The organism is Pseudomonas serbica, assembly GCF_028823535.1.
Classification (GTDB): Bacteria; Pseudomonadota; Gammaproteobacteria; order Pseudomonadales; family Pseudomonadaceae; genus Aquipseudomonas; species Aquipseudomonas serbica.
The window spans coordinates 1-17044 of record NZ_JAQIYM010000003.1 but is presented as its reverse complement, the minus strand read 5'-3'; the positions used below and the strand labels follow the sequence as shown (position 1 = coordinate 17044).

Sequence of the window (17044 nt, the reverse complement as noted above, 5' to 3'; positions counted from 1 at the left end):
TTTTTTCGCACGCCGTCTCTAGACGGCGTGTCCAGAGCGATCATGCCTGCTATCGATCATCCCCTGATAGACCAATTCCTCGACGCGCTGTGGCTGGAGAAAGGTCTTTCCGACAACACCCGCGATGCTTATCGCAGCGACCTGGCCCTGTTCAACGGCTGGCTGCAGGAGAAAGGCCTGGAATTGATCAATGCCGGACGCGAGTTGATCCTCGATCACCTGGCCTGGCGTCTGGAGCAAAACTACAAACCCCGTTCCACGGCGCGATTTCTCTCGGGTGTGCGTGGCTTTTATCGCTATCTGCTGCGGGAAAAGCTGATCGCCGTCGATCCGACCTTGCGCGTGGACATGCCGCAGTTGGGTAGGCCTTTGCCCAAATCCCTGTCGGAAGCTGACGTCGAAGCCTTGCTCAAGGCGCCGGATCTAAGCGAGGCCATCGGCCAGCGCGACCGCGCCATGCTCGAAGTGCTTTATGCCTGTGGCCTGCGGGTGACGGAGCTGATCAGCCTGACGCTGGAGCAGGTCAACCTGCGCCAGGGCGTGCTGCGGGTGATGGGCAAGGGCAGCAAGGAGCGGCTGGTGCCGATGGGCGAGGAGGCGATCGTCTGGGTCGAACGCTATCTGCGCGATGGTCGCGGCGAGTTGCTGGGCGGACGGCCCAGCGATGTGTTGTTCCCCAGCCAGCGCGGCGAGCAGATGACCCGCCAGACGTTCTGGCACCGGATCAAGCACCAGGCCAAGGTCGCCGGGATCGGCAAGTCGCTGTCGCCGCACACCTTGCGCCACGCGTTCGCCACGCACCTGCTCAACCACGGCGCGGATTTGCGGGTGGTGCAGATGTTGCTGGGGCACAGTGACCTTTCCACCACCCAGATCTACACCCATGTCGCCCGGGCTCGATTGCAGGATCTGCACGCCAAACACCACCCGCGCGGCTAACGATGTCTGCGATCTGCTTTATGTGGGAGCGGGCTTGCTCGCGAAGGCGGTGTATCAGCCGCCATCCATGTTGAATGACACACCGCTTTCGCGAGCAAGCCCGCTCCCACACGGATTTGGCAGGTGCAATCTCTTGCGACAGGCGCATTCGGCCACACGGACCTTATGTGGTAGGCTTTCCCGGTTTGCACGATGGGCGTTTATGACCCGGTGTTTCGGCCCGGCATTCCGAGCGTCCCATTTGTCCGCCTTCAGGAGTTCTCATGCGTCTGATCCAGATTTTCGCCGCCGCCGCCATTGCGTTGGTCAGCACCTTTGCCGTCGCCGATGACGCGGCCGATAAAGCGATTCGTAAAAGCCTGGAAAACCTCCAGCTGGAAGTACCGGTAGAAAGCATCTCCGCCAGTCCCCTGCCTGGTCTGTATGAAGTCAAGTTGCAAGGCAGCCGCGTGCTCTACGCCAGCGCCGACGGCCAGTACGTGGTCCAGGGCTACATGTTCCAGCTCAAGGACGGCAAACCGGTCAACCTGACCGAGAAGACCGAGCGCCTGGGCGTTTCCAAACTGGTCAACGCCATTCCTGTCGCGGAAACCGTGGTGTATCCGGCCATCGGCGAAACCAAGTCGCACATCACCGTGTTCACCGACACCACCTGCCCGTACTGCCATAAACTGCACGCCGAAGTGCCTGAGCTGAACAAGCGCGGCATCGAAGTGCGTTACGTAGCGTTCCCGCGCCAGGGCTTGGGTTCGCCAGGTGACGAGCAATTGCAGGCGGTCTGGTGCTCGAAAGACAAGAAAGCGGCCATGGACAAGATGGTCGACGGCAAGGAAATCAAGGCCGCCAAGTGCGATAACCCGGTGTCCAAGCAGTTTGCCCTCGGCCAGTCGATTGGCGTGAACGGCACGCCGGCCATCGTATTGGCCGACGGTCAGGTCATTCCGGGCTACCAGCCGGCGCCACAAGTCGCCAAACTGGCGCTCAGTGCCAAGTAATTCGTATCGTCACGGTCAGCCGTTGACGAGCGTGGCCCGGCGGCAGTTCCAGCCGGGCCATCAATAGAGAGCCGCGAACTTGCGGTTGTTTTCACGGCCGGCCTCGAGTCGGCCGTTTTATGGGGAGTTCACAGTGAAACCGGTCAAAGTAGGCATCTGTGGGTTAGGGACCGTCGGTGGCGGTACCTTCAACGTACTTCAGCGCAACGCCGAGGAAATTGCTCGTCGTGCCGGGCGTGGAATCGAAGTGGCACAAATTGCCATGCGCACGCCAAAGCCTCAGTTCCAAACGACCGGTATTGCGATTACCACCGATGTCTTCGAAGTGGCCACGAACCCTGAGATCGACATCGTCATAGAGCTGATGGGCGGCTACACCGTCGCCCGCGAGCTGGTACTCAAGGCCATCGAGAATGGCAAGCATGTGGTCACCGCGAACAAGGCGCTTATCGCCGTTCACGGGAATGAAATTTTCGCCAAGGCGCGCGAGAAGGGCGTGATCGTTGCGTTCGAAGCGGCCGTGGCCGGTGGCATTCCGGTGATCAAGGCGATCCGTGAAGGCCTGTCCGCCAACCGCATCAACTGGGTGGCTGGCATCATCAACGGCACCGGCAACTTCATTCTCACCGAGATGCGCGAGAAAGGCCGGACCTTCGAAGACGTGTTGGCCGAAGCGCAAGCCCTGGGCTACGCCGAAGCCGACCCGACCTTCGACGTCGAAGGCATCGATGCGGCGCACAAGCTGACGATCCTGGCGTCCATTGCATTCGGTATCCCGCTGCAATTCGACAAGGCCTACACCGAAGGCATCACCAAGCTGACCACCGCTGATGTGAACTACGCCGAAGCGCTGGGCTACCGCATCAAGCACCTGGGCGTGGCGCGCAGCACCGCGGCGGGTATCGAACTGCGCGTGCACCCGACGCTGATCCCGGCCGATCGCCTGATCGCCAACGTCAACGGCGTGATGAACGCGGTGATGGTCAACGGCGACGCCGCCGGTTCGACCTTGTTCTACGGTGCCGGTGCCGGCATGGAGCCGACCGCTTCGTCGGTGATCGCCGACCTGGTGGACGTGGTTCGCGCCATGACCTCGGATCCGGAAAACCGCGTGCCGCACCTGGCCTTCCAGCCGGATTCGCTGTCGGCGCACCCGATCCTGCCGATCGATGCCTGCGAAAGCGCGTACTACCTGCGGATCCAGGCCAAGGACCATCCGGGCGTACTGGCCCAGGTGGCCAGCATCCTGTCCGAGCGTGGCATCAACATCGAATCGATCATGCAGAAGGAAGCCGAGGAGCACGATGGCCTGGTACCGATGATCCTGCTGACCCACCGTGTGGTGGAGCAGCGCATCAACGATGCCATCGCGGCCCTGGAAGCCCTGGCGGGCGTGGTCGGTCCGGTTGTACGGATCCGTGTCGAGCACCTGAACTAAGCCGTTATCGTTCACCGGGCCAGCGTGCTGGCCCGGTATTGCGAACACTGTCCATTGGAGTCAGTCATGCGTTACATCAGTACCCGCGGCCAGGCACCGGCCCTGAATTTCGAAGACGTCCTGCTGGCAGGCCTTGCCACCGACGGCGGTCTGTACGTCCCGGAAAACCTGCCACGTTTCACTCAGGAAGAAATCGCTTCCTGGGCCGGCCTGCCGTATCACGAGCTGGCTTTCCGGGTCATGCGCCCGTTCGTTACCGGCAGCATTCCTGACGCCGATTTCAAAAAGATTCTCGAAGAAACCTACGGCGTGTTCGCCCACAATGCCGTGGCGCCGCTGCGCCAGTTGAATGGCAATGAGTGGGTGCTGGAGCTGTTCCACGGCCCGACCCTGGCGTTCAAGGACTTCGCCCTGCAACTGCTCGGTCGCCTGCTCGACTACGTGCTGGAAAAGCGCGGCGAGCGCGTGGTGATCGTCGGCGCCACGTCTGGCGATACCGGTTCGGCCGCCATCGAAGGCTGCAAGCATTGCGAAAACGTCGACATCTTCATCCTGCACCCGCACAACCGTGTGTCCGAAGTGCAGCGTCGGCAGATGACCACCATTTTCGGTGAGAACATCCACAACATCGCCATCGAAGGCAACTTCGATGACTGCCAGGAAATGGTCAAGGCAAGCTTTGCCGACCAGGGTTTCCTCAAGGGCACCCGCCTGGTGGCGGTCAACTCGATCAACTGGGCGCGGATCATGGCCCAGATCGTTTACTACTTCCACGCGGCCCTGCAGCTGGGCGGCCCGGCGCGCTCGGTGGCGTTCTCGGTGCCAACCGGTAACTTCGGCGACATCTTCGCCGGTTACCTGGCACGCAACATGGGCCTGCCGATCAACCAGTTGATCGTCGCCACCAACCGCAACGACATCCTGCACCGCTTCATGAGCGGCAACCAGTACGTCAAGGAAACCCTGCACGCGACGCTGTCGCCGTCGATGGACATCATGGTGTCCTCGAACTTCGAGCGCCTGCTGTTCGACCTGCACGGTCGCAACGGCGCGGCGATTGCCGGTCTGATGGACAGCTTCAAGCAGGGCGGCGGTTTCAGCGTCGAGCAGGAGCGCTGGACTGAAGCGCGCAAACTGTTTGACTCGCTGGCCGTGGACGATGCGCAAACTTGCGAAACCATCGCCGAGGTCTATGAGCAGACCGGTGAAGTACTGGATCCGCACACCGCGATCGGCGTCAAGGCCGCCCGGGAATGCCGTCGCAGCCTGGATATCCCGATGGTGATCCTGGGCACGGCCCATCCGGTCAAGTTCCCGGATGCCGTGGAGAAAGCCGGTGTAGGAAAAGCCCTTGAGCTCCCTGCACATCTTTCTGATTTGTTTGAAAGAGACGAGCGATGCACCGTATTGCCGAATGACTTGAAGGCTGTGCAGGCCTTTGTCAGTCAGCATGGCAACCGCGGTAAGCCTTTGTAACCGGCAAACTTTGTCACACAAGAAAGCCCGTCTCCTGACGGGCTTTCTTGTTTGTGCATGCCACACTTGCCAGCAGGAGTCGCCCATGGGAACGGGCGGACTGTTTACCAAGGATGTGGCAATGCCGGTTTATAGAAAATCAAGGCCAGCGGCATACTGGCTGCTTTTGCTCGGTGCGCTGGGTGGTGTATTGGGTGGCATGGCCGCGGCTGATCCGGCTCCGGCGAAGGCGGTCGCGGGTGTGCGCATCGCGCTGGATGCCAAGGAGCTGCAATGGATCGCCGAACACTCGCCAGTGAAGGTGGCGTCGCTGGATTACCCGCGGTACCTGTTCAAGAATGAGCATGGCCAATGGAGCGGCCTGAACAGGGACATGCTGGATCGCATCAGCGCCATGACAGGCTTGCGCTTTGTCCATGTCGAGTCGTTCTCCATCGAGCACATGCTTGAACGCCTGGAGCGGGGTGAGGCGGACATGAGCACCACGCTGGCAATGAATGACGAGCGCAAGGTGTTCCTGGATTTCAGTCATTCCTTTGGCGGCTCTGGTTGGGTGTTTGTCGGGCGGGCCGGGGCGCCCCAGGTCGAATCGTTGCAGCAGCTGGCCAAACGCGTGTTGGTCCTGCCGACTCGGCATGCGCTGGAGGCGGTCATTCGTCGTGACTACCCAGCCATCGAGTTGCGGTCGGTCAAGACCTACGCTGAGGCTCGCGCGCTGGTGGAAAGCGGTGAGGCCCATGCCACCATCGACAGCGAAACAGGGGCGCAACTCTTTCCCTCCGGCCAGCTTCAGGTCGGGCAAGTCGTGGAAGGGCAGTGGGACCCGGATTACCTGACGGTGCGCAAAGGACAACCGCAACTGTTGAGCATCCTCAACAAGGCCCTGGCGGCTTTTCCTCCCGCCGAACTTCGCGCTCTGCGTGTGAAGTGGCTCACTGGCGCCAACCCGGCTCCGAACGCCTGGCAACGATTAGCCCCATGGATTGGCTGGGGCTTGTTGGTCGCCTGTCTGTTCGGTGTGCTGTCGCTGCTCTGGAGCCGCCGCCTGGCGGTTTTGGTCCGGCAACGAGAGGAGGCCGAACAGGACCTGGGCGATCAACTGGCTTTCCAGCACGCATTGATCGACGCCATGCCCGATCCGCTGTTCGTCCGTGATCTCCAGGGGCGTTTGATCCTGTGCAACAAGCGTTATGAGGAGAGCCTGTCGACCCGTTTCGAGCGGATCAAGGGGCGACAATTGATCGAACTCGACCTGTTGCCCAAAGAGACCGCCGAACTCTTGCATGATGAGTTCATGGCCCAGCTGGGCACGCGCAAACCGTGCTTCTGCGAGCGGCAATTGATGTTCAATTCAGGCCCCCGGGCGATCTACCAGTGGACGGTGCCCTTCTACGGTGCGGACGGCCAGCTACGAGGTTTGCTGGGTGGCTGGAGCGATATCGGGCGGCGAACCGGCCAGGCTTGATGTGGTTGTTTTTTCCTTGTCATCTTCGCCGTGCATGCTCTATCGACCAGAGGCGCAGGCTCACCTGCACTCGGTTTTCAGAACTTTCTACTCGGGCCCGCGGTCATTTACTGTACACACGCCCCAGGCACTTCGTTTTCGGACTATTGAGTGGTGATCGGATGGAAAGTATCAGTCTCTTGCTCGGTGAGGCTCTGAGCCCGTACCAGGTGACGTTGACCCCTTCGGGGATTCATGGCGAATGCCGGGTGACCTTGAAGAATGCGATCGGCGCCATAGTGGTCGATCGGGCGTTCAATCAGGCACAGTTGGCCGACAAGCGTCAGCTGACGGATGTTGTCGACGGGTTGCACCGCGACGTGCTGATTGCTGAAGGACGCCTGGAGCCCTGTGTGATCGCGGCGTTGCGCAATGCCGCACAAGACAAGTTGCTCGCCAGTCGAAATTGAATTGTCGGTTGTGGGAACCTTCCTGCATCCCCATCGTCAGACCTAGTAACAGCAAGATCAAGCATTGTGCTCCGGTGCTTGCCGCTTGCCGTTACGGGTCCTTGAAAAGACCACGTTTAACCCCGAGTCGTCTCCCCACTTCTCGGGGTTTCTTTTTGCCCGGCAATTGTCAGTAGCCGTCCTGTTGCTCGAAAAACGTCTTGGCCGCTTGCAGGTAGTCGCTGCGACTTTGCGAATCGAGCCAGCCGGCATATGCCTCGCTCAAGTGATCCCGGGGCAGGGCGCGCAGCAGCTGATTGATCTCGACGATCGCCTGGCGGCCCTGGGGCGTATTGGTGCAGCCGATGTAGCCAGACAGGTATTTGCCGGTGCCACGGATCGGGTAGAACTGCAGCTCCTCCTCAGCGATGCCTTGTTGCCGGGCCTGATAGCGAATTTCCGGGCGATAGCCCAACAGCAACTGCAGGCGTCCCAGGCGCTGCATCTGCAACAGGCTGCCCAGGGCGTCGTTGCCGTAGTGCGAGGTCAGCACCTTGCCCGGCGCCTGCTTGAGCAAACCGTCGAGATACTCGCCATAGTTGCGTTCGGCAACAATGCCCAGCGTCACGTTGCCGGTGGCCAACAGGGCCGCCAGGTCCACTTCTCCATCCTTGAGGAACGGTGTCAGTACTTCCCGATCGTTACGCCGTATCGCCAGGCCATTGCTCATGGCGCGAAAGACCGGCAGGGAAAAGGCGATCCAGCTTTCGCGCTCCTTGCTCCAGTTCAGCGCCGCATCGCAGGTGAGTGACGGTTCGTGAAGCATCTGCAAGCCACGGGCACGATTGACCTTCATCACGCTGTGACGGTACTGCGGCATGCCGGCAATCAGTTGTCGCAGAAATTGATCAATGATCCCCTGGCCTTTTTCCGGGCCGTCAAAAATGAACAGCGGCGGCAGATCGCGTTTCAGCCAGAGCAGGGACTCCTTGGGCTGCGCCGACACCGGCGAGGCCAGCGTGATGATCAGGAACAGGCTCGTCAACGCGGCCAAGCGCCGCCCGTCCGGCAACAGGCAGGGCTTGATGAGTCGCGCAAACAGACGCTTGAGCTCAGATGGCTCCGTCTTTGCGCAGCTGTGTGATCTGCGACGCGTCATAGCCAAGTTCCTGGAGTACCTGGGCATTGTGCTCACCCAGTTGCGGCCCGACCCATTCACAATCACCGGGTGTCTCTGAGAGTTTCGGCACGATCCCCGGCATCTTGAAATCCTTGCCATCGGGCAGCTTGGCCTGCAGGAACATTTCCCGGGCGAGGTACTGGGGATCGCTGAACATGTCTTCGGCGCTGAAGATCCGGCTGGCCGGTACGTCAGCCTGATTCAAGCGTTCGATGACGCTGTCCAGGGGCAATGAATTGACCCAGCGATCGATGACCCCGTAAATTTCGTCGCGACGACTGTCGCGGCCGTCATTACTGGCCAGCGCCGGGTCGTTGGCCAGGTCTTCGCGGCCTAAGACCCGCATGAAACGCTTGAAGATGGCATCGCCATTGGCGCCGATCTGCACATGCTTGCCATCGGCACTGGTGTGGATCGAGGAGGGCGTGATGCCCGGCATGATGTTGCCGGTGCGCTCGCGGATGAAGCCGAACACGTCGAACTCCGGCACCATACTTTCCATCATGGCGAAGATCGCCTCGTAGAGCGCCACGTCCACCACTTGCCCCTCACCGCCATTGACCTCGCGGTGACGCAGGGCCATCAGGGCACCGATCACGCCCCACAGTGCGGCAATCGAGTCACCGATGGAAATCCCGGTGCGCACCGGCGGCCGGTCATCGAACCCGGTGATGTAGCGTAAACCACCCATGGATTCGCCGACCGCGCCAAACCCGGGCTGATCCTTCATCGGGCCGGTCTGGCCGAAGCCCGAGAGGCGCACCATGACCAGCTTGGGATTCAGGGCATGCAGGACTTCCCAGCCCAAGCCGAGTTTTTCCAGTACGCCGGGGCGGAAGTTCTCGATCAGGATGTCTGCTTCACTGAGCAGTTTCTTCAGGATCGCCAGGCCGTCCGGGTGCTTGAGGTTCAGCGTCAGCGACTTTTTATTGCGAGCCTGAACGAACCACCACAGCGAGGTGCCTTCGTACAACTTGCGCCATTTGCGCAATGGATCGCCGCCGTCCGGTGATTCGACCTTGACCACATCGGCGCCGAATTCAGCGCAGATGCGCGAGGCAAACGGGCCGGCGATCAAGGTACCCAGTTCGATGACTTTCAGACCTGAGAGCGGTTTGGCAGAAGACGGCATGCGGGTTCCTGTAGGACAAAGATTGAGCGAGTACAGAGTTTTAACATAGCCGACTGTCAGGCGCCCAAGGGAGATCTGCTTCTATTCGTTGATTGGTGGCTGCATCGGTTAGACTTGCCGCCTTTCCCCGTATCAAGAAGCCCGTTCATGGCCCAGCCGTCCACGACCTACAAGTTTGAACTGAACCTCACCGACCTCGATCGCAGTGTCTACGAGTCCGTCAAGCAGACCATCGCCCGCCACCCTTCGGAAACCGAAGAGCGCATGACCGTACGCCTGCTGGCCTACGCCCTCTGGTACAACGAACAACTGTCGTTTGGCCGTGGCCTGTCAGACGTGGATGAACCGGCCCTGTGGGAAAAGAGCCTGGATGACCGTGTCCTGCACTGGATCGAAGTCGGCCAGCCGGATGCCGACCGCCTGACCTGGTGCTCGCGCCGCACCGAACGCACCAGCCTGCTGGCCTACGGCAGCCTGCGGGTCTGGGAAGGCAAGGTGATCCCGGCGATCAAGAACCTGAAAAACGTCAACATCGCGGCTGTTCCCCAGGAAGTCCTAGAAACCCTGGCCAAGGACATGCCCCGCGTCATCAAGTGGGACGTGATGATCAGCGAAGGGACGATTTTCGTCACCGACGACCGCGGCCAGCATGAAGTCCAGTTGCAATGGCTGTTGGGCGAACGCGGCTGATCAGCCGCGGCCTCACCGGTTTTATCCTACGTATTGAAGAGAAGCCCCTGTCACCCCATGCGCATCGAACCTCGCCTGCTGCCCGACACCCTGCCATTCCTCGGTGATATTCCACCGCTGTTGACCCGGCTGTACGCCGCGCGGGGCGTGTTATCCGAAGCCGAACTGGACAAGAGCCTGGCGCGGCTGATTCCGTTCCAACAGCTCAAGGGTATCGAGGCGGCGGTGGATTTGCTGGTGACCGCGCTCGAACAGCGTCAGCGGATCCTGATCGTCGGTGACTTCGATGCCGACGGCGCCACAGCCAGTACCGTGGGCACGCTGGGCTTGCGCCTGCTGGGTGCGGCGCACGTCGATTACCTGGTGCCCAACCGGTTCGACTACGGCTACGGCCTGACCCCGGAAATCGTCGCCGTGGCCCTGGAACGCCAGCCTCAGTTGCTGATTACCGTGGACAACGGCATCTCCAGTGTCGAAGGCGTGGCCGCGGCGAAAAAGGCCGGGCTCAACGTGTTGGTCACCGACCACCATTTGCCCGGCGACGAACTGCCAATGGCCGATGCCATCGTCAATCCGAACCAGCCCGGTTGCACCTTCCCGAGCAAGGCGCTGGCCGGTGTCGGGGTGATTTTCTATGTGTTGATGGCTTTGCGTGCGCGGTTGCGCGAACTTGGCTGGTACACCAGCAAGCCGCAGCCGAACATCGGTGAGTTGCTCGATCTGGTGGCTTTGGGCAGCGTGGCCGACGTGGTGCCGCTGGATGCCAATAACCGCATCCTGGTGCATCAGGGCCTGGAGCGGATTCGCGCCGGACGCGCGCGGCCGGGAATCAAGGCGATTCTTGAAGTGGCCAAGCGTGATCATGCGCGCATCACTTCCACCGACCTGGGGTTTATCGTCGGCCCGCGCCTCAATGCCGCCGGGCGACTGGATGACATGAGCCTGGGCATCGAATGCCTGCTGACCGACGACGCGGCGCTGGCCCGTGAGATGGCGGCGCAGCTGGACGGGATGAACCAGGACCGTAAATCCATCGAGCAGGGCATGCAGCGTGAAGCGCTGGCCCAGCTCAAGGATTTGCCGGTGGAATCGATGCCATTTGGCTTGTGCCTGTTCGATCCCGAATGGCACCAAGGGGTCATCGGTATCCTCGCCTCGCGCATGAAAGAGCGTTATTTCCGGCCGACCATTGCCTTTGCCGATGCCGGCGAGGGCTTGCTCAAGGGGTCGGGACGTTCGGTCCAGGGCTTTCATATTCGCGACGCCCTGAGCGTGGTGGCGGCGCAGCATCCGAACCTGATCACCAAATACGGTGGCCATGCCATGGCCGCCGGCCTGACGCTGCCGGAGGCGAATTTTCCGTTGTTCGCCGAAGCCTTCGATGCCGAGGTTCGTCGTCAATTACGCGACGAAGACCTGACCGGGCGCCTGTTGTCGGACGGCACCCTGGCGGTCGAGGAGTTCCACCTGGAACTGGCCCGTGCCTTGCGCCATGCCGGCCCTTGGGGGCAACACTTCCCGGAACCGCTGTTTCATGGAGTGTTTCAATTGGTCGAGCAGCGTGTGGTCGGCGAGCGGCACCTCAAGGTGGTGCTGCGCAGCGAGTGCGGCTCGGTCAAGCTCGACGGCATTGCCTTCGGCATCGACCGTGAGGTCTGGCCGAACCCGACCATCAAGTGGGTGGAGTTGGCCTATAAACTCGACGTTAACGAGTTTCGCGGCAATGAGACGGTGCAACTGATGATTGCCCACATCGAACCGCGTTGACCCTTTCGCGAGCAGGCTCGCTCCCACAGGATTTGCGCGAACCCTGTGGGGGCGAGCCTGCTCGCAAAAGCGATCTTTCCGACACCGAATCTCGATGAACCCTCCCTCATCCCCCGATGTCGACTAGGCTCTAAGCACTGCTTGATTATCCTTGTGACGTCTCGTCAATTTTTTGCCCGCGGGGGCGGGTGCTGCATCCTTTTCCTGTCACTCGTCGACTATTCAAACAGAACCCTGGAGCCTGACCACTGATTTGAGAGGTGCCCCATGAGTCTGCTGCTTGAACCCTACACCCTTCGTCAATTGACCCTGCTCAACCGCATCGCGGTGTCGCCGATGTGCCAGTATTCGAGCGTCGATGGCCTGGCCAATGACTGGCACCTGGTCCACCTCGGCAGCCGCGCTGTCGGGGGCGCCGGACTGGTATTTACCGAAGCCACGGCGGTCACGGCCGACGGGCGTATCACAGACCAGGACCTTGGCCTGTGGAACGATGAACAGATCGAACCGCTGCAACGCATCACTCGCTTCATTGCCGCCCAGGGCGCCGTCGCCGGCATCCAGCTGGCCCATGCCGGACGCAAGGCCAGTACCTATAGACCCTGGCTCGGCAAGCATGGCAGCGTAAAAGTCGACGAGGGTGGCTGGCAGCCGGTCGGCCCGTCACCGATCGCCTTCGACCCCCAGCACACACAACCCATACAGCTCGACGAAGGCCAGATCGCCGAGGTCATTCAGGCCTTTGTCGAGGCGGCGAAACGCGCGTTGACCGCTGGTTTCAAGGTGGTCGAAGTGCATGCGGCCCATGGCTACCTGTTGCACCAGTTTCTGTCGCCCCTGAGTAATCAGCGGCGTGACCAGTACGGCGGCTCGTTCGAAAATCGTATTCGCCTGGTGTTGCAGGTAACCGAAGCGGTGCGGGCGGTGTGGCCGGAAGAATTGCCGTTGTTTGTGCGGGTGTCCGCCACCGACTGGGTGGAGGATGGCTGGAATCCTGATGAAACCGTCGAGCTGGCGCGACGCTTGAAAAGCCTCGGCGTGGACCTGATCGATGTGTCGTCAGGCGGCACGGCGGTCAACGCGGAAATCCCCACAGGCCCGGGTTATCAGACCCGTTTCGCAGAACGTGTACGCAAGGAGTCAGGCATCGCCACCGGCACTGTAGGCATGATCACCGAACCGGCACAGGCCGAGCATATCCTGCGCACCTGTCAGGCCGACATCATCTTCCTCGCTCGTGAGCTGTTGCGTGACCCCTATTGGGCGCTGCATGCCGACGATGACCTGGGCGGGCGCAAGGCCATATGGCCAGCGCAGTACCACCGCGCGACCCATCGAGACCAACCGATTCACGAGTCGGATTTGCGTGATTGAGTGAGGCTGCAAACAAAAGCCCCGGTCGATTTGGCCGGGGCTTTGTTTTCGTCAGCTGTATTTGCGCTTGTCCGGCGCTGGCGGGAAGTACTGGTACAACCAGGTTTCACTCAGCGTGCGGTCATTGCTGCGGATGAACAGCCGCAGCTCCACCGGCTCGACACTGTCGTTGGTCGGGTACCAGTCAAAGGTGATGCGGTAGCCCTTGATGTCATCGAGCACCAGCACGTTGAAGTCCTTCACCTGGCCGTTCGAACAGGTGACCACCGGTTCGATGCCGGTGCCCGGGGGTAGGCGATCCAGGCCGCCGCCGTTGAAGTCCACGGCAAAACGACGGGCCCAGACCTCCGGATAATGCTCGCCCGGCGCCCAGCCTTCGGTGAAACCGCCCATGCCCGACCGGGTCGCATTGACCCGTGCCAGCGGTGTGCCGACGGGCGGCAGGGCGCTCCAGTAGAGTTTGTAGCCGTAGTTCAGCGAATCGCCAGCGGCGACCGGTTTTTTCGGAGTCCAGAAGGCAACGATGTTATCGAGGGTCTCGCCGGTGGTAGGAATTTCCAGCAGATCGATAGAGCCTTCGCCCCACGCGGTCGTCGGTTCGACCCACAGGCTCGGGCGTCGGCTGTACCAGTCGACAGTGTCCTGGTAGCTGGCGAACTCGTGGTCGGTCTGCACCAGGCCGAAACCTTTCGGGTCCTTGTCGGTGAAGGCGTTGAATTGCAGGGTCGCCGGGTTGTTCAGCGGGCGGCAGATCCACTCGCCGTTGCCACGCCACATCGCCAGGCGATCGGAGTCGTGGATCTGCGGGTGAATGGTGTCGCACATGCGCCGCTCGTGGGTGCCGCAGCTGAACATGCTGGTCATCGGCGCGATGCCCAGTTGTTCGATGGCGGTGCGCGCGTTGACGTGGGCGTCGACCTCCATCACCACGCGCTCGGCCTGGCAATCGATGTCAAAACGGTAGGCGCCGGTGGCGCTCGGCGAGTCGAGCAGGGCGTAGACCACGAAACGCGTGCTGTCCTTGCCTGGCGTCTCGAACCAGAACTTGGTGAAGTCGGGGAATTCTTCGCGTTTCTTCGCATAGGTGTCGATCGCCAGGCCGCGGGCCGACAAGCCGTACTGGCCGGTGGCGTCTACCGCACGGAAATAGCTGGCGCCGAGGAAAGACACCACGTCGTGTTTGTCCAGTTCCGGCGCCTTGAACAGCTTGAAGCCGGAAAAGCCCAGGTCGCCCTTGAGCTGCTGGGTATCGACCGACGTATTTTCATAGTTGAACAGCGAAGGGCGGAAGTGCACTTCGCGGGCCATGTGGGTATTCGGATCGACGCTGTACATGCGTACCGGCTGGCGGAAACCCATGCCCACATGGAAAAACTGCACATCCAGCTGACCATTCAGGTCATTCCACAACGAATGTTTGCCGTCATAGCGAATGGCATTGAAGTTCTGCGGGGTCATGGTCGCCAGGGTGGGCGGCAGCACCTGCTTGGTGTCCTGGTAGCGATTGCTGGCCAGTTGCTTGGCCTGGACCTTCAGCGCTTCGAAGTCGAACGCCTGAGCCTCGCCATCCGCCGTGCCGTTGCTTGCCCAGGCACGTGCAGCGAGCAGGCCGGTGGCCGACAAACCGGTGTAGGCCGCAATGGCCATGGAGGCTTTGAGCAAATTCCTGCGATGCATAAGTACAACCTGTCGTGAACGATCCCGCGCCGTTCCTGGCACTGCTGGATCAAAAATATCGGTTCGGACATGCCTTCGGCCAAACGCAACTGACTTTAAACAGATAACCAATAGCTTAAACCGTTCGGTTACGCAGAAAAAATGATTGATGGCGTGATGGTGGCGCGGCAATGAAACAAGAGATGTCGGTTAACGTTTCCGACAGCAGATTCTGATTTAGAGGGCATTTCTGCTTTTTTCGACTAATTACTCTAAAAACTGCTTTTCAGCGCCCGGATAGTTTCTATTCTATGGGCATGACCGGTTTCTGCCCTTCGGGCCGGTGGGCTCCAGCGGCCGCAGGGTGGCTGCTGAAAAAAGGGTAGGGCGATGCGGTTTCTGAAGTTTTCTTTGACGTAGAGAAGGACATCGTCCATGTCGAAAGTACAAGGCATCACCGAAATCCTGGGAATTTTTGCGTGCCTGTCTACTGGCCGGCGAAGACGTCGGCTCAATAGCGAGGAGATGAAGTTGGTGGAGCGCTATCGGGAGTTGTCGGAGAGTGACCGTATTGCAATGCGTTATCTGGTGGATGCGATGCGCAGTGTTTCGCGGTTTTGAAGAAATGGAACGTTCAGTCGCGGCAAATCTGCCGCGGCTGGATGTTCTCCCTTACCAATCCTCAGAGCGTTCGGAACGCTGAAGCAGCACTCTCAACACCTGTACATCCGCGGGACGCCGGGAACTGTTTCGAAATGCTTGCCTGTTGCAGACTCGAGGTACCCCCGGTACCCGTTGGCACCGGGGCAACTTCCGTTATCGACTAACCTTCCACGCATCCCCGGCTGGCGCCTTGCCGTGGTCATACGGCTTGGCGACCCACATGTAGAGCAACCCCAGGCCGATGACGATGGCGGTACTCAGGACCATGGCGTAGTTGATGTACCACGCGGCGTCCGGGGTCCGCGGCCAGGCCATGTTGACGATTGCGCCGACGCCATAGACCAGCGCGCCGATGTTCACCGGCCAGCCCCAGGCGCCGAGGGTGAATTTGCCGCTGGGTTTCCAGCCTTTGAGGCGGGCGTACAGCGCCGCGAGTACGATCATCTGGAAGGCCAGGTAGATGCCGATGGCGGCGAAGCTGACGATGGTGGCGACTGCATCCTGCAGGAAGAAACCGAGGATGATGATCAGCGCCGGCAGGACGCCGGACACGAACAGCGCTGCAACCGGAACCTGGGTTGTCGGAGAAATCTTCTTCAGCAGTCCGCTGCCGATGACCATTTCGTCCCGGGCGTAGGAGTACAGCAGGCGACTCGCCGCCGCTTGCAGGCTGATGACGCAGGAGATGAAGGAAATCATCACCACACCCATCACCATTTTCGAGCCGACCGGGCCGAAGGCGTTGTTGAGGATGGTGCCGACCGGGTCCTTGTCGGTGCCATCGATCACCGCCTGCATATCCGGCACGGCGAGGATCAGCGCCAGGCAGGCGAACATCGCCGCGATGCCGCCGATGTAGATGGTCATGCGCATGGCCACCGGGATCTGCTTGCTCGGGTTCGGGGTTTCTTCGGCCACGTCGCCGCAGGCCTCGAAGCCGTAGTACAGGAACATCCCCGCCAGCGAGGCGGTGAGAAAGGCCGGCAGGTACGAGCCGTCGACGCTGATGTCGAAGGTGTTGAACAGCACGCTGATCGACTGATGGCGTTCGAAGACCAGCAGGTAGACACCGACGATCACCGCCCCCACCAGTTCGCAGAGGAAGCCGAACATGGCAATGCGCGCCAACACCTTGGTGCCGCTGAGGTTGACCAGGGTGGCAAACAGGGTCAGTACCAGGGCAATGACGATGTTGGTGTTGTTGTTCGGTTCAAAACCAAGCATGGCGGCCAGGTACGGGCCGGCGCCGACCGCAACGGCGGCTATGGTCACGCACAGGGCGATGGAGTAGATCCAGCCGACCATCCACGCCCAGCGCTTGCCCACCAGGCGACGGGCCCATGGGTACACGCCACCGGAAATCGGGAACTGCGAAACCACCTCACCGAAGATCAGGCACACCAGCAACTGGCCGCAACCGACCAGCAGGTAGGCCCAGAACATCGGCGGCCCGCCAGCGGCGAGGCACAGGCCGAAGAGGGTATAAACCCCTACGACCGGAGAGAGATAGGTGAAGCCCAGGGCGAAGTTTTCCCACAGGCTCATGCTGCGGTTGAAGTTGGAGGTGTAGCCCAGTTTACGCAGCTGCTCGGCATCGCTGTCGGCGATGACCGAAGAGAGATCGGGTGATGCACTCATGTGTGTTTGCTCCGTGAAATCGGCAGATTTCGGGTGTCCGGGACCGTGGCGGCGCTTGGAGACGCCGCCCGGATCGGTAGTTATTGTTATGACTTATTTGGGTTGGAGCCCGGTGGTGCCTAATGCCGGTTCCTGCCTTGAAACCGAGGTGACACCATCGCTGGCAAGCCAGCTCCTACAGGAGCCAGCCTGCTGGCGATGTT

The 17044-nt window shown here is 60.9% G+C and carries 14 protein-coding genes; 10 read left to right on the top strand and 4 right to left on the bottom strand.

Features of this window, described 5'->3' with window-relative positions; all coding sequences use genetic code 11:
* The first annotated feature begins 42 nt into the window (after nucleotides 1-42).
* The 6 genes from xerD to NQL71_RS04955 all read left to right on the top strand — a co-directional run bounded on the left by xerD (nucleotide 43) and on the right by NQL71_RS04955 (nucleotide 6762).
* The gene (xerD, locus tag NQL71_RS04980; protein WP_046820357.1) at nucleotides 43-939 is read left to right on the top strand and encodes a site-specific tyrosine recombinase XerD; all 897 of its coding nucleotides are present in this window, start codon (nucleotides 43-45) and stop codon (nucleotides 937-939) included.
* Nucleotides 940-1202: 263 nt separating this feature from the next.
* Complete coding sequence (gene dsbC, locus NQL71_RS04975) at nucleotides 1203-1934, top strand: bifunctional protein-disulfide isomerase/oxidoreductase DsbC (protein ID WP_046820356.1); 732 nt, start codon at nucleotides 1203-1205, stop codon at nucleotides 1932-1934.
* Nucleotides 1935-2067: 133 nt separating this feature from the next.
* Nucleotides 2068-3372 carry a homoserine dehydrogenase gene (locus tag NQL71_RS04970; RefSeq protein WP_046820355.1) on the top strand — a complete coding sequence of 435 codons (1305 nt, stop codon included), beginning with the start codon at nucleotides 2068-2070 and terminating at the stop codon, nucleotides 3370-3372.
* Between the two features lie 66 nt (nucleotides 3373-3438).
* Nucleotides 3439-4848, top strand: a complete 1410-nt coding sequence (gene thrC / locus NQL71_RS04965) for a threonine synthase (protein ID WP_046820354.1) — start codon at nucleotides 3439-3441, stop codon at nucleotides 4846-4848.
* Nucleotides 4849-4969: 121 nt separating this feature from the next.
* On the top strand, nucleotides 4970-6313 hold the full coding sequence (locus NQL71_RS04960; protein ID WP_274642454.1) for a transporter substrate-binding domain-containing protein: 1344 nt from the start codon (nucleotides 4970-4972) through the stop codon (nucleotides 6311-6313).
* A gap of 161 nt (nucleotides 6314-6474) precedes the next feature.
* Nucleotides 6475-6762 carry a DUF3509 domain-containing protein gene (locus NQL71_RS04955; RefSeq protein ID WP_077182514.1) on the top strand — a complete coding sequence of 96 codons (288 nt, stop codon included), beginning with the start codon at nucleotides 6475-6477 and terminating at the stop codon, nucleotides 6760-6762.
* A gap of 169 nt (nucleotides 6763-6931) precedes the next feature.
* Here the strand turns inward: NQL71_RS04955 and NQL71_RS04950 are convergent, their stop codons facing one another.
* On the bottom strand, nucleotides 6932-7900 hold the full coding sequence (locus tag NQL71_RS04950; RefSeq protein WP_248687443.1) for a TIGR02285 family protein: 969 nt from the start codon (nucleotides 7898-7900) through the stop codon (nucleotides 6932-6934).
* Nucleotides 7854-9053, bottom strand: a complete 1200-nt coding sequence (locus NQL71_RS04945) for a CaiB/BaiF CoA transferase family protein (RefSeq protein WP_077182516.1) — start codon at nucleotides 9051-9053, stop codon at nucleotides 7854-7856. Before NQL71_RS04945 ends, NQL71_RS04950 begins: the two co-directional genes overlap by 47 nt.
* Nucleotides 9054-9200: 147 nt before the next feature.
* Here NQL71_RS04945 and NQL71_RS04940 point away from each other — a divergent pair, with 147 nt between their 5' ends.
* The 3 genes from NQL71_RS04940 to NQL71_RS04930 all read left to right on the top strand — a co-directional run bounded on the left by NQL71_RS04940 (nucleotide 9201) and on the right by NQL71_RS04930 (nucleotide 12884).
* Nucleotides 9201-9743, top strand: coding sequence for a YaeQ family protein (locus tag NQL71_RS04940; protein WP_008057823.1), 543 nt, complete (start codon nucleotides 9201-9203; stop codon nucleotides 9741-9743).
* A gap of 57 nt (nucleotides 9744-9800) precedes the next feature.
* Nucleotides 9801-11510, top strand: coding sequence for a single-stranded-DNA-specific exonuclease RecJ (gene recJ / locus NQL71_RS04935; protein WP_274642349.1), 1710 nt, complete (start codon nucleotides 9801-9803; stop codon nucleotides 11508-11510).
* Nucleotides 11511-11777: 267 nt separating this feature from the next.
* Nucleotides 11778-12884 carry an NADH:flavin oxidoreductase/NADH oxidase gene (locus NQL71_RS04930; protein WP_046820349.1) on the top strand — a complete coding sequence of 369 codons (1107 nt, stop codon included), beginning with the start codon at nucleotides 11778-11780 and terminating at the stop codon, nucleotides 12882-12884.
* 51 nt (nucleotides 12885-12935) lie between these two features.
* On the opposite strand, the gene NQL71_RS04925 is transcribed toward NQL71_RS04930, so the two are convergent.
* Entirely contained in the window at nucleotides 12936-14561 is a 1626-nt protein-coding gene (locus NQL71_RS04925; RefSeq protein ID WP_248687445.1) for a glucan biosynthesis protein D, read from the bottom strand.
* A gap of 414 nt (nucleotides 14562-14975) precedes the next feature.
* Between NQL71_RS04925 and NQL71_RS04920 the strand changes: the two genes are divergently transcribed.
* Nucleotides 14976-15161 (top strand): hypothetical protein, encoded by a 186-nt coding sequence (locus NQL71_RS04920; RefSeq protein ID WP_008057830.1) that lies wholly within the window; start codon nucleotides 14976-14978, stop codon nucleotides 15159-15161.
* 195 nt (nucleotides 15162-15356) lie between these two features.
* Here the strand turns inward: NQL71_RS04920 and NQL71_RS04915 are convergent, their stop codons facing one another.
* Nucleotides 15357-16841, bottom strand: coding sequence for an APC family permease (locus NQL71_RS04915; protein WP_274642348.1), 1485 nt, complete (start codon nucleotides 16839-16841; stop codon nucleotides 15357-15359).
* Between the last annotated feature and the right edge of the window lie 203 nt (nucleotides 16842-17044).

Excerpts from the sequence above, each read along its gene's own strand:
- xerD (WP_046820357.1), top strand. The coding sequence starts at position 43 with ATGCCTGCTATCGATCATCCCCTGATAGACCAATTCCTCGACGCGCTG.
- dsbC (WP_046820356.1), top strand. The coding sequence starts at position 1,203 with ATGCGTCTGATCCAGATTTTCGCCGCCGCCGCCATTGCGTTGGTCAGC.
- thrC (WP_046820354.1), top strand. The coding sequence starts at position 3,439 with ATGCGTTACATCAGTACCCGCGGCCAGGCACCGGCCCTGAATTTCGAA.
- NQL71_RS04960 (WP_274642454.1), top strand. The coding sequence starts at position 4,970 with ATGCCGGTTTATAGAAAATCAAGGCCAGCGGCATACTGGCTGCTTTTG.
- NQL71_RS04955 (WP_077182514.1), top strand. The coding sequence starts at position 6,475 with ATGGAAAGTATCAGTCTCTTGCTCGGTGAGGCTCTGAGCCCGTACCAG.
- NQL71_RS04950 (WP_248687443.1), bottom strand. The coding sequence starts at position 7,900 with ATGACGCGTCGCAGATCACACAGCTGCGCAAAGACGGAGCCATCTGAG.
- NQL71_RS04945 (WP_077182516.1), bottom strand. The coding sequence starts at position 9,053 with ATGCCGTCTTCTGCCAAACCGCTCTCAGGTCTGAAAGTCATCGAACTG.
- NQL71_RS04940 (WP_008057823.1), top strand. The coding sequence starts at position 9,201 with ATGGCCCAGCCGTCCACGACCTACAAGTTTGAACTGAACCTCACCGAC.
- recJ (WP_274642349.1), top strand. The coding sequence starts at position 9,801 with ATGCGCATCGAACCTCGCCTGCTGCCCGACACCCTGCCATTCCTCGGT.
- NQL71_RS04930 (WP_046820349.1), top strand. The coding sequence starts at position 11,778 with ATGAGTCTGCTGCTTGAACCCTACACCCTTCGTCAATTGACCCTGCTC.
- NQL71_RS04925 (WP_248687445.1), bottom strand. The coding sequence starts at position 14,561 with ATGCATCGCAGGAATTTGCTCAAAGCCTCCATGGCCATTGCGGCCTAC.
- NQL71_RS04920 (WP_008057830.1), top strand. The coding sequence starts at position 14,976 with ATGTCGAAAGTACAAGGCATCACCGAAATCCTGGGAATTTTTGCGTGC.
- NQL71_RS04915 (WP_274642348.1), bottom strand. The coding sequence starts at position 16,841 with ATGAGTGCATCACCCGATCTCTCTTCGGTCATCGCCGACAGCGATGCC.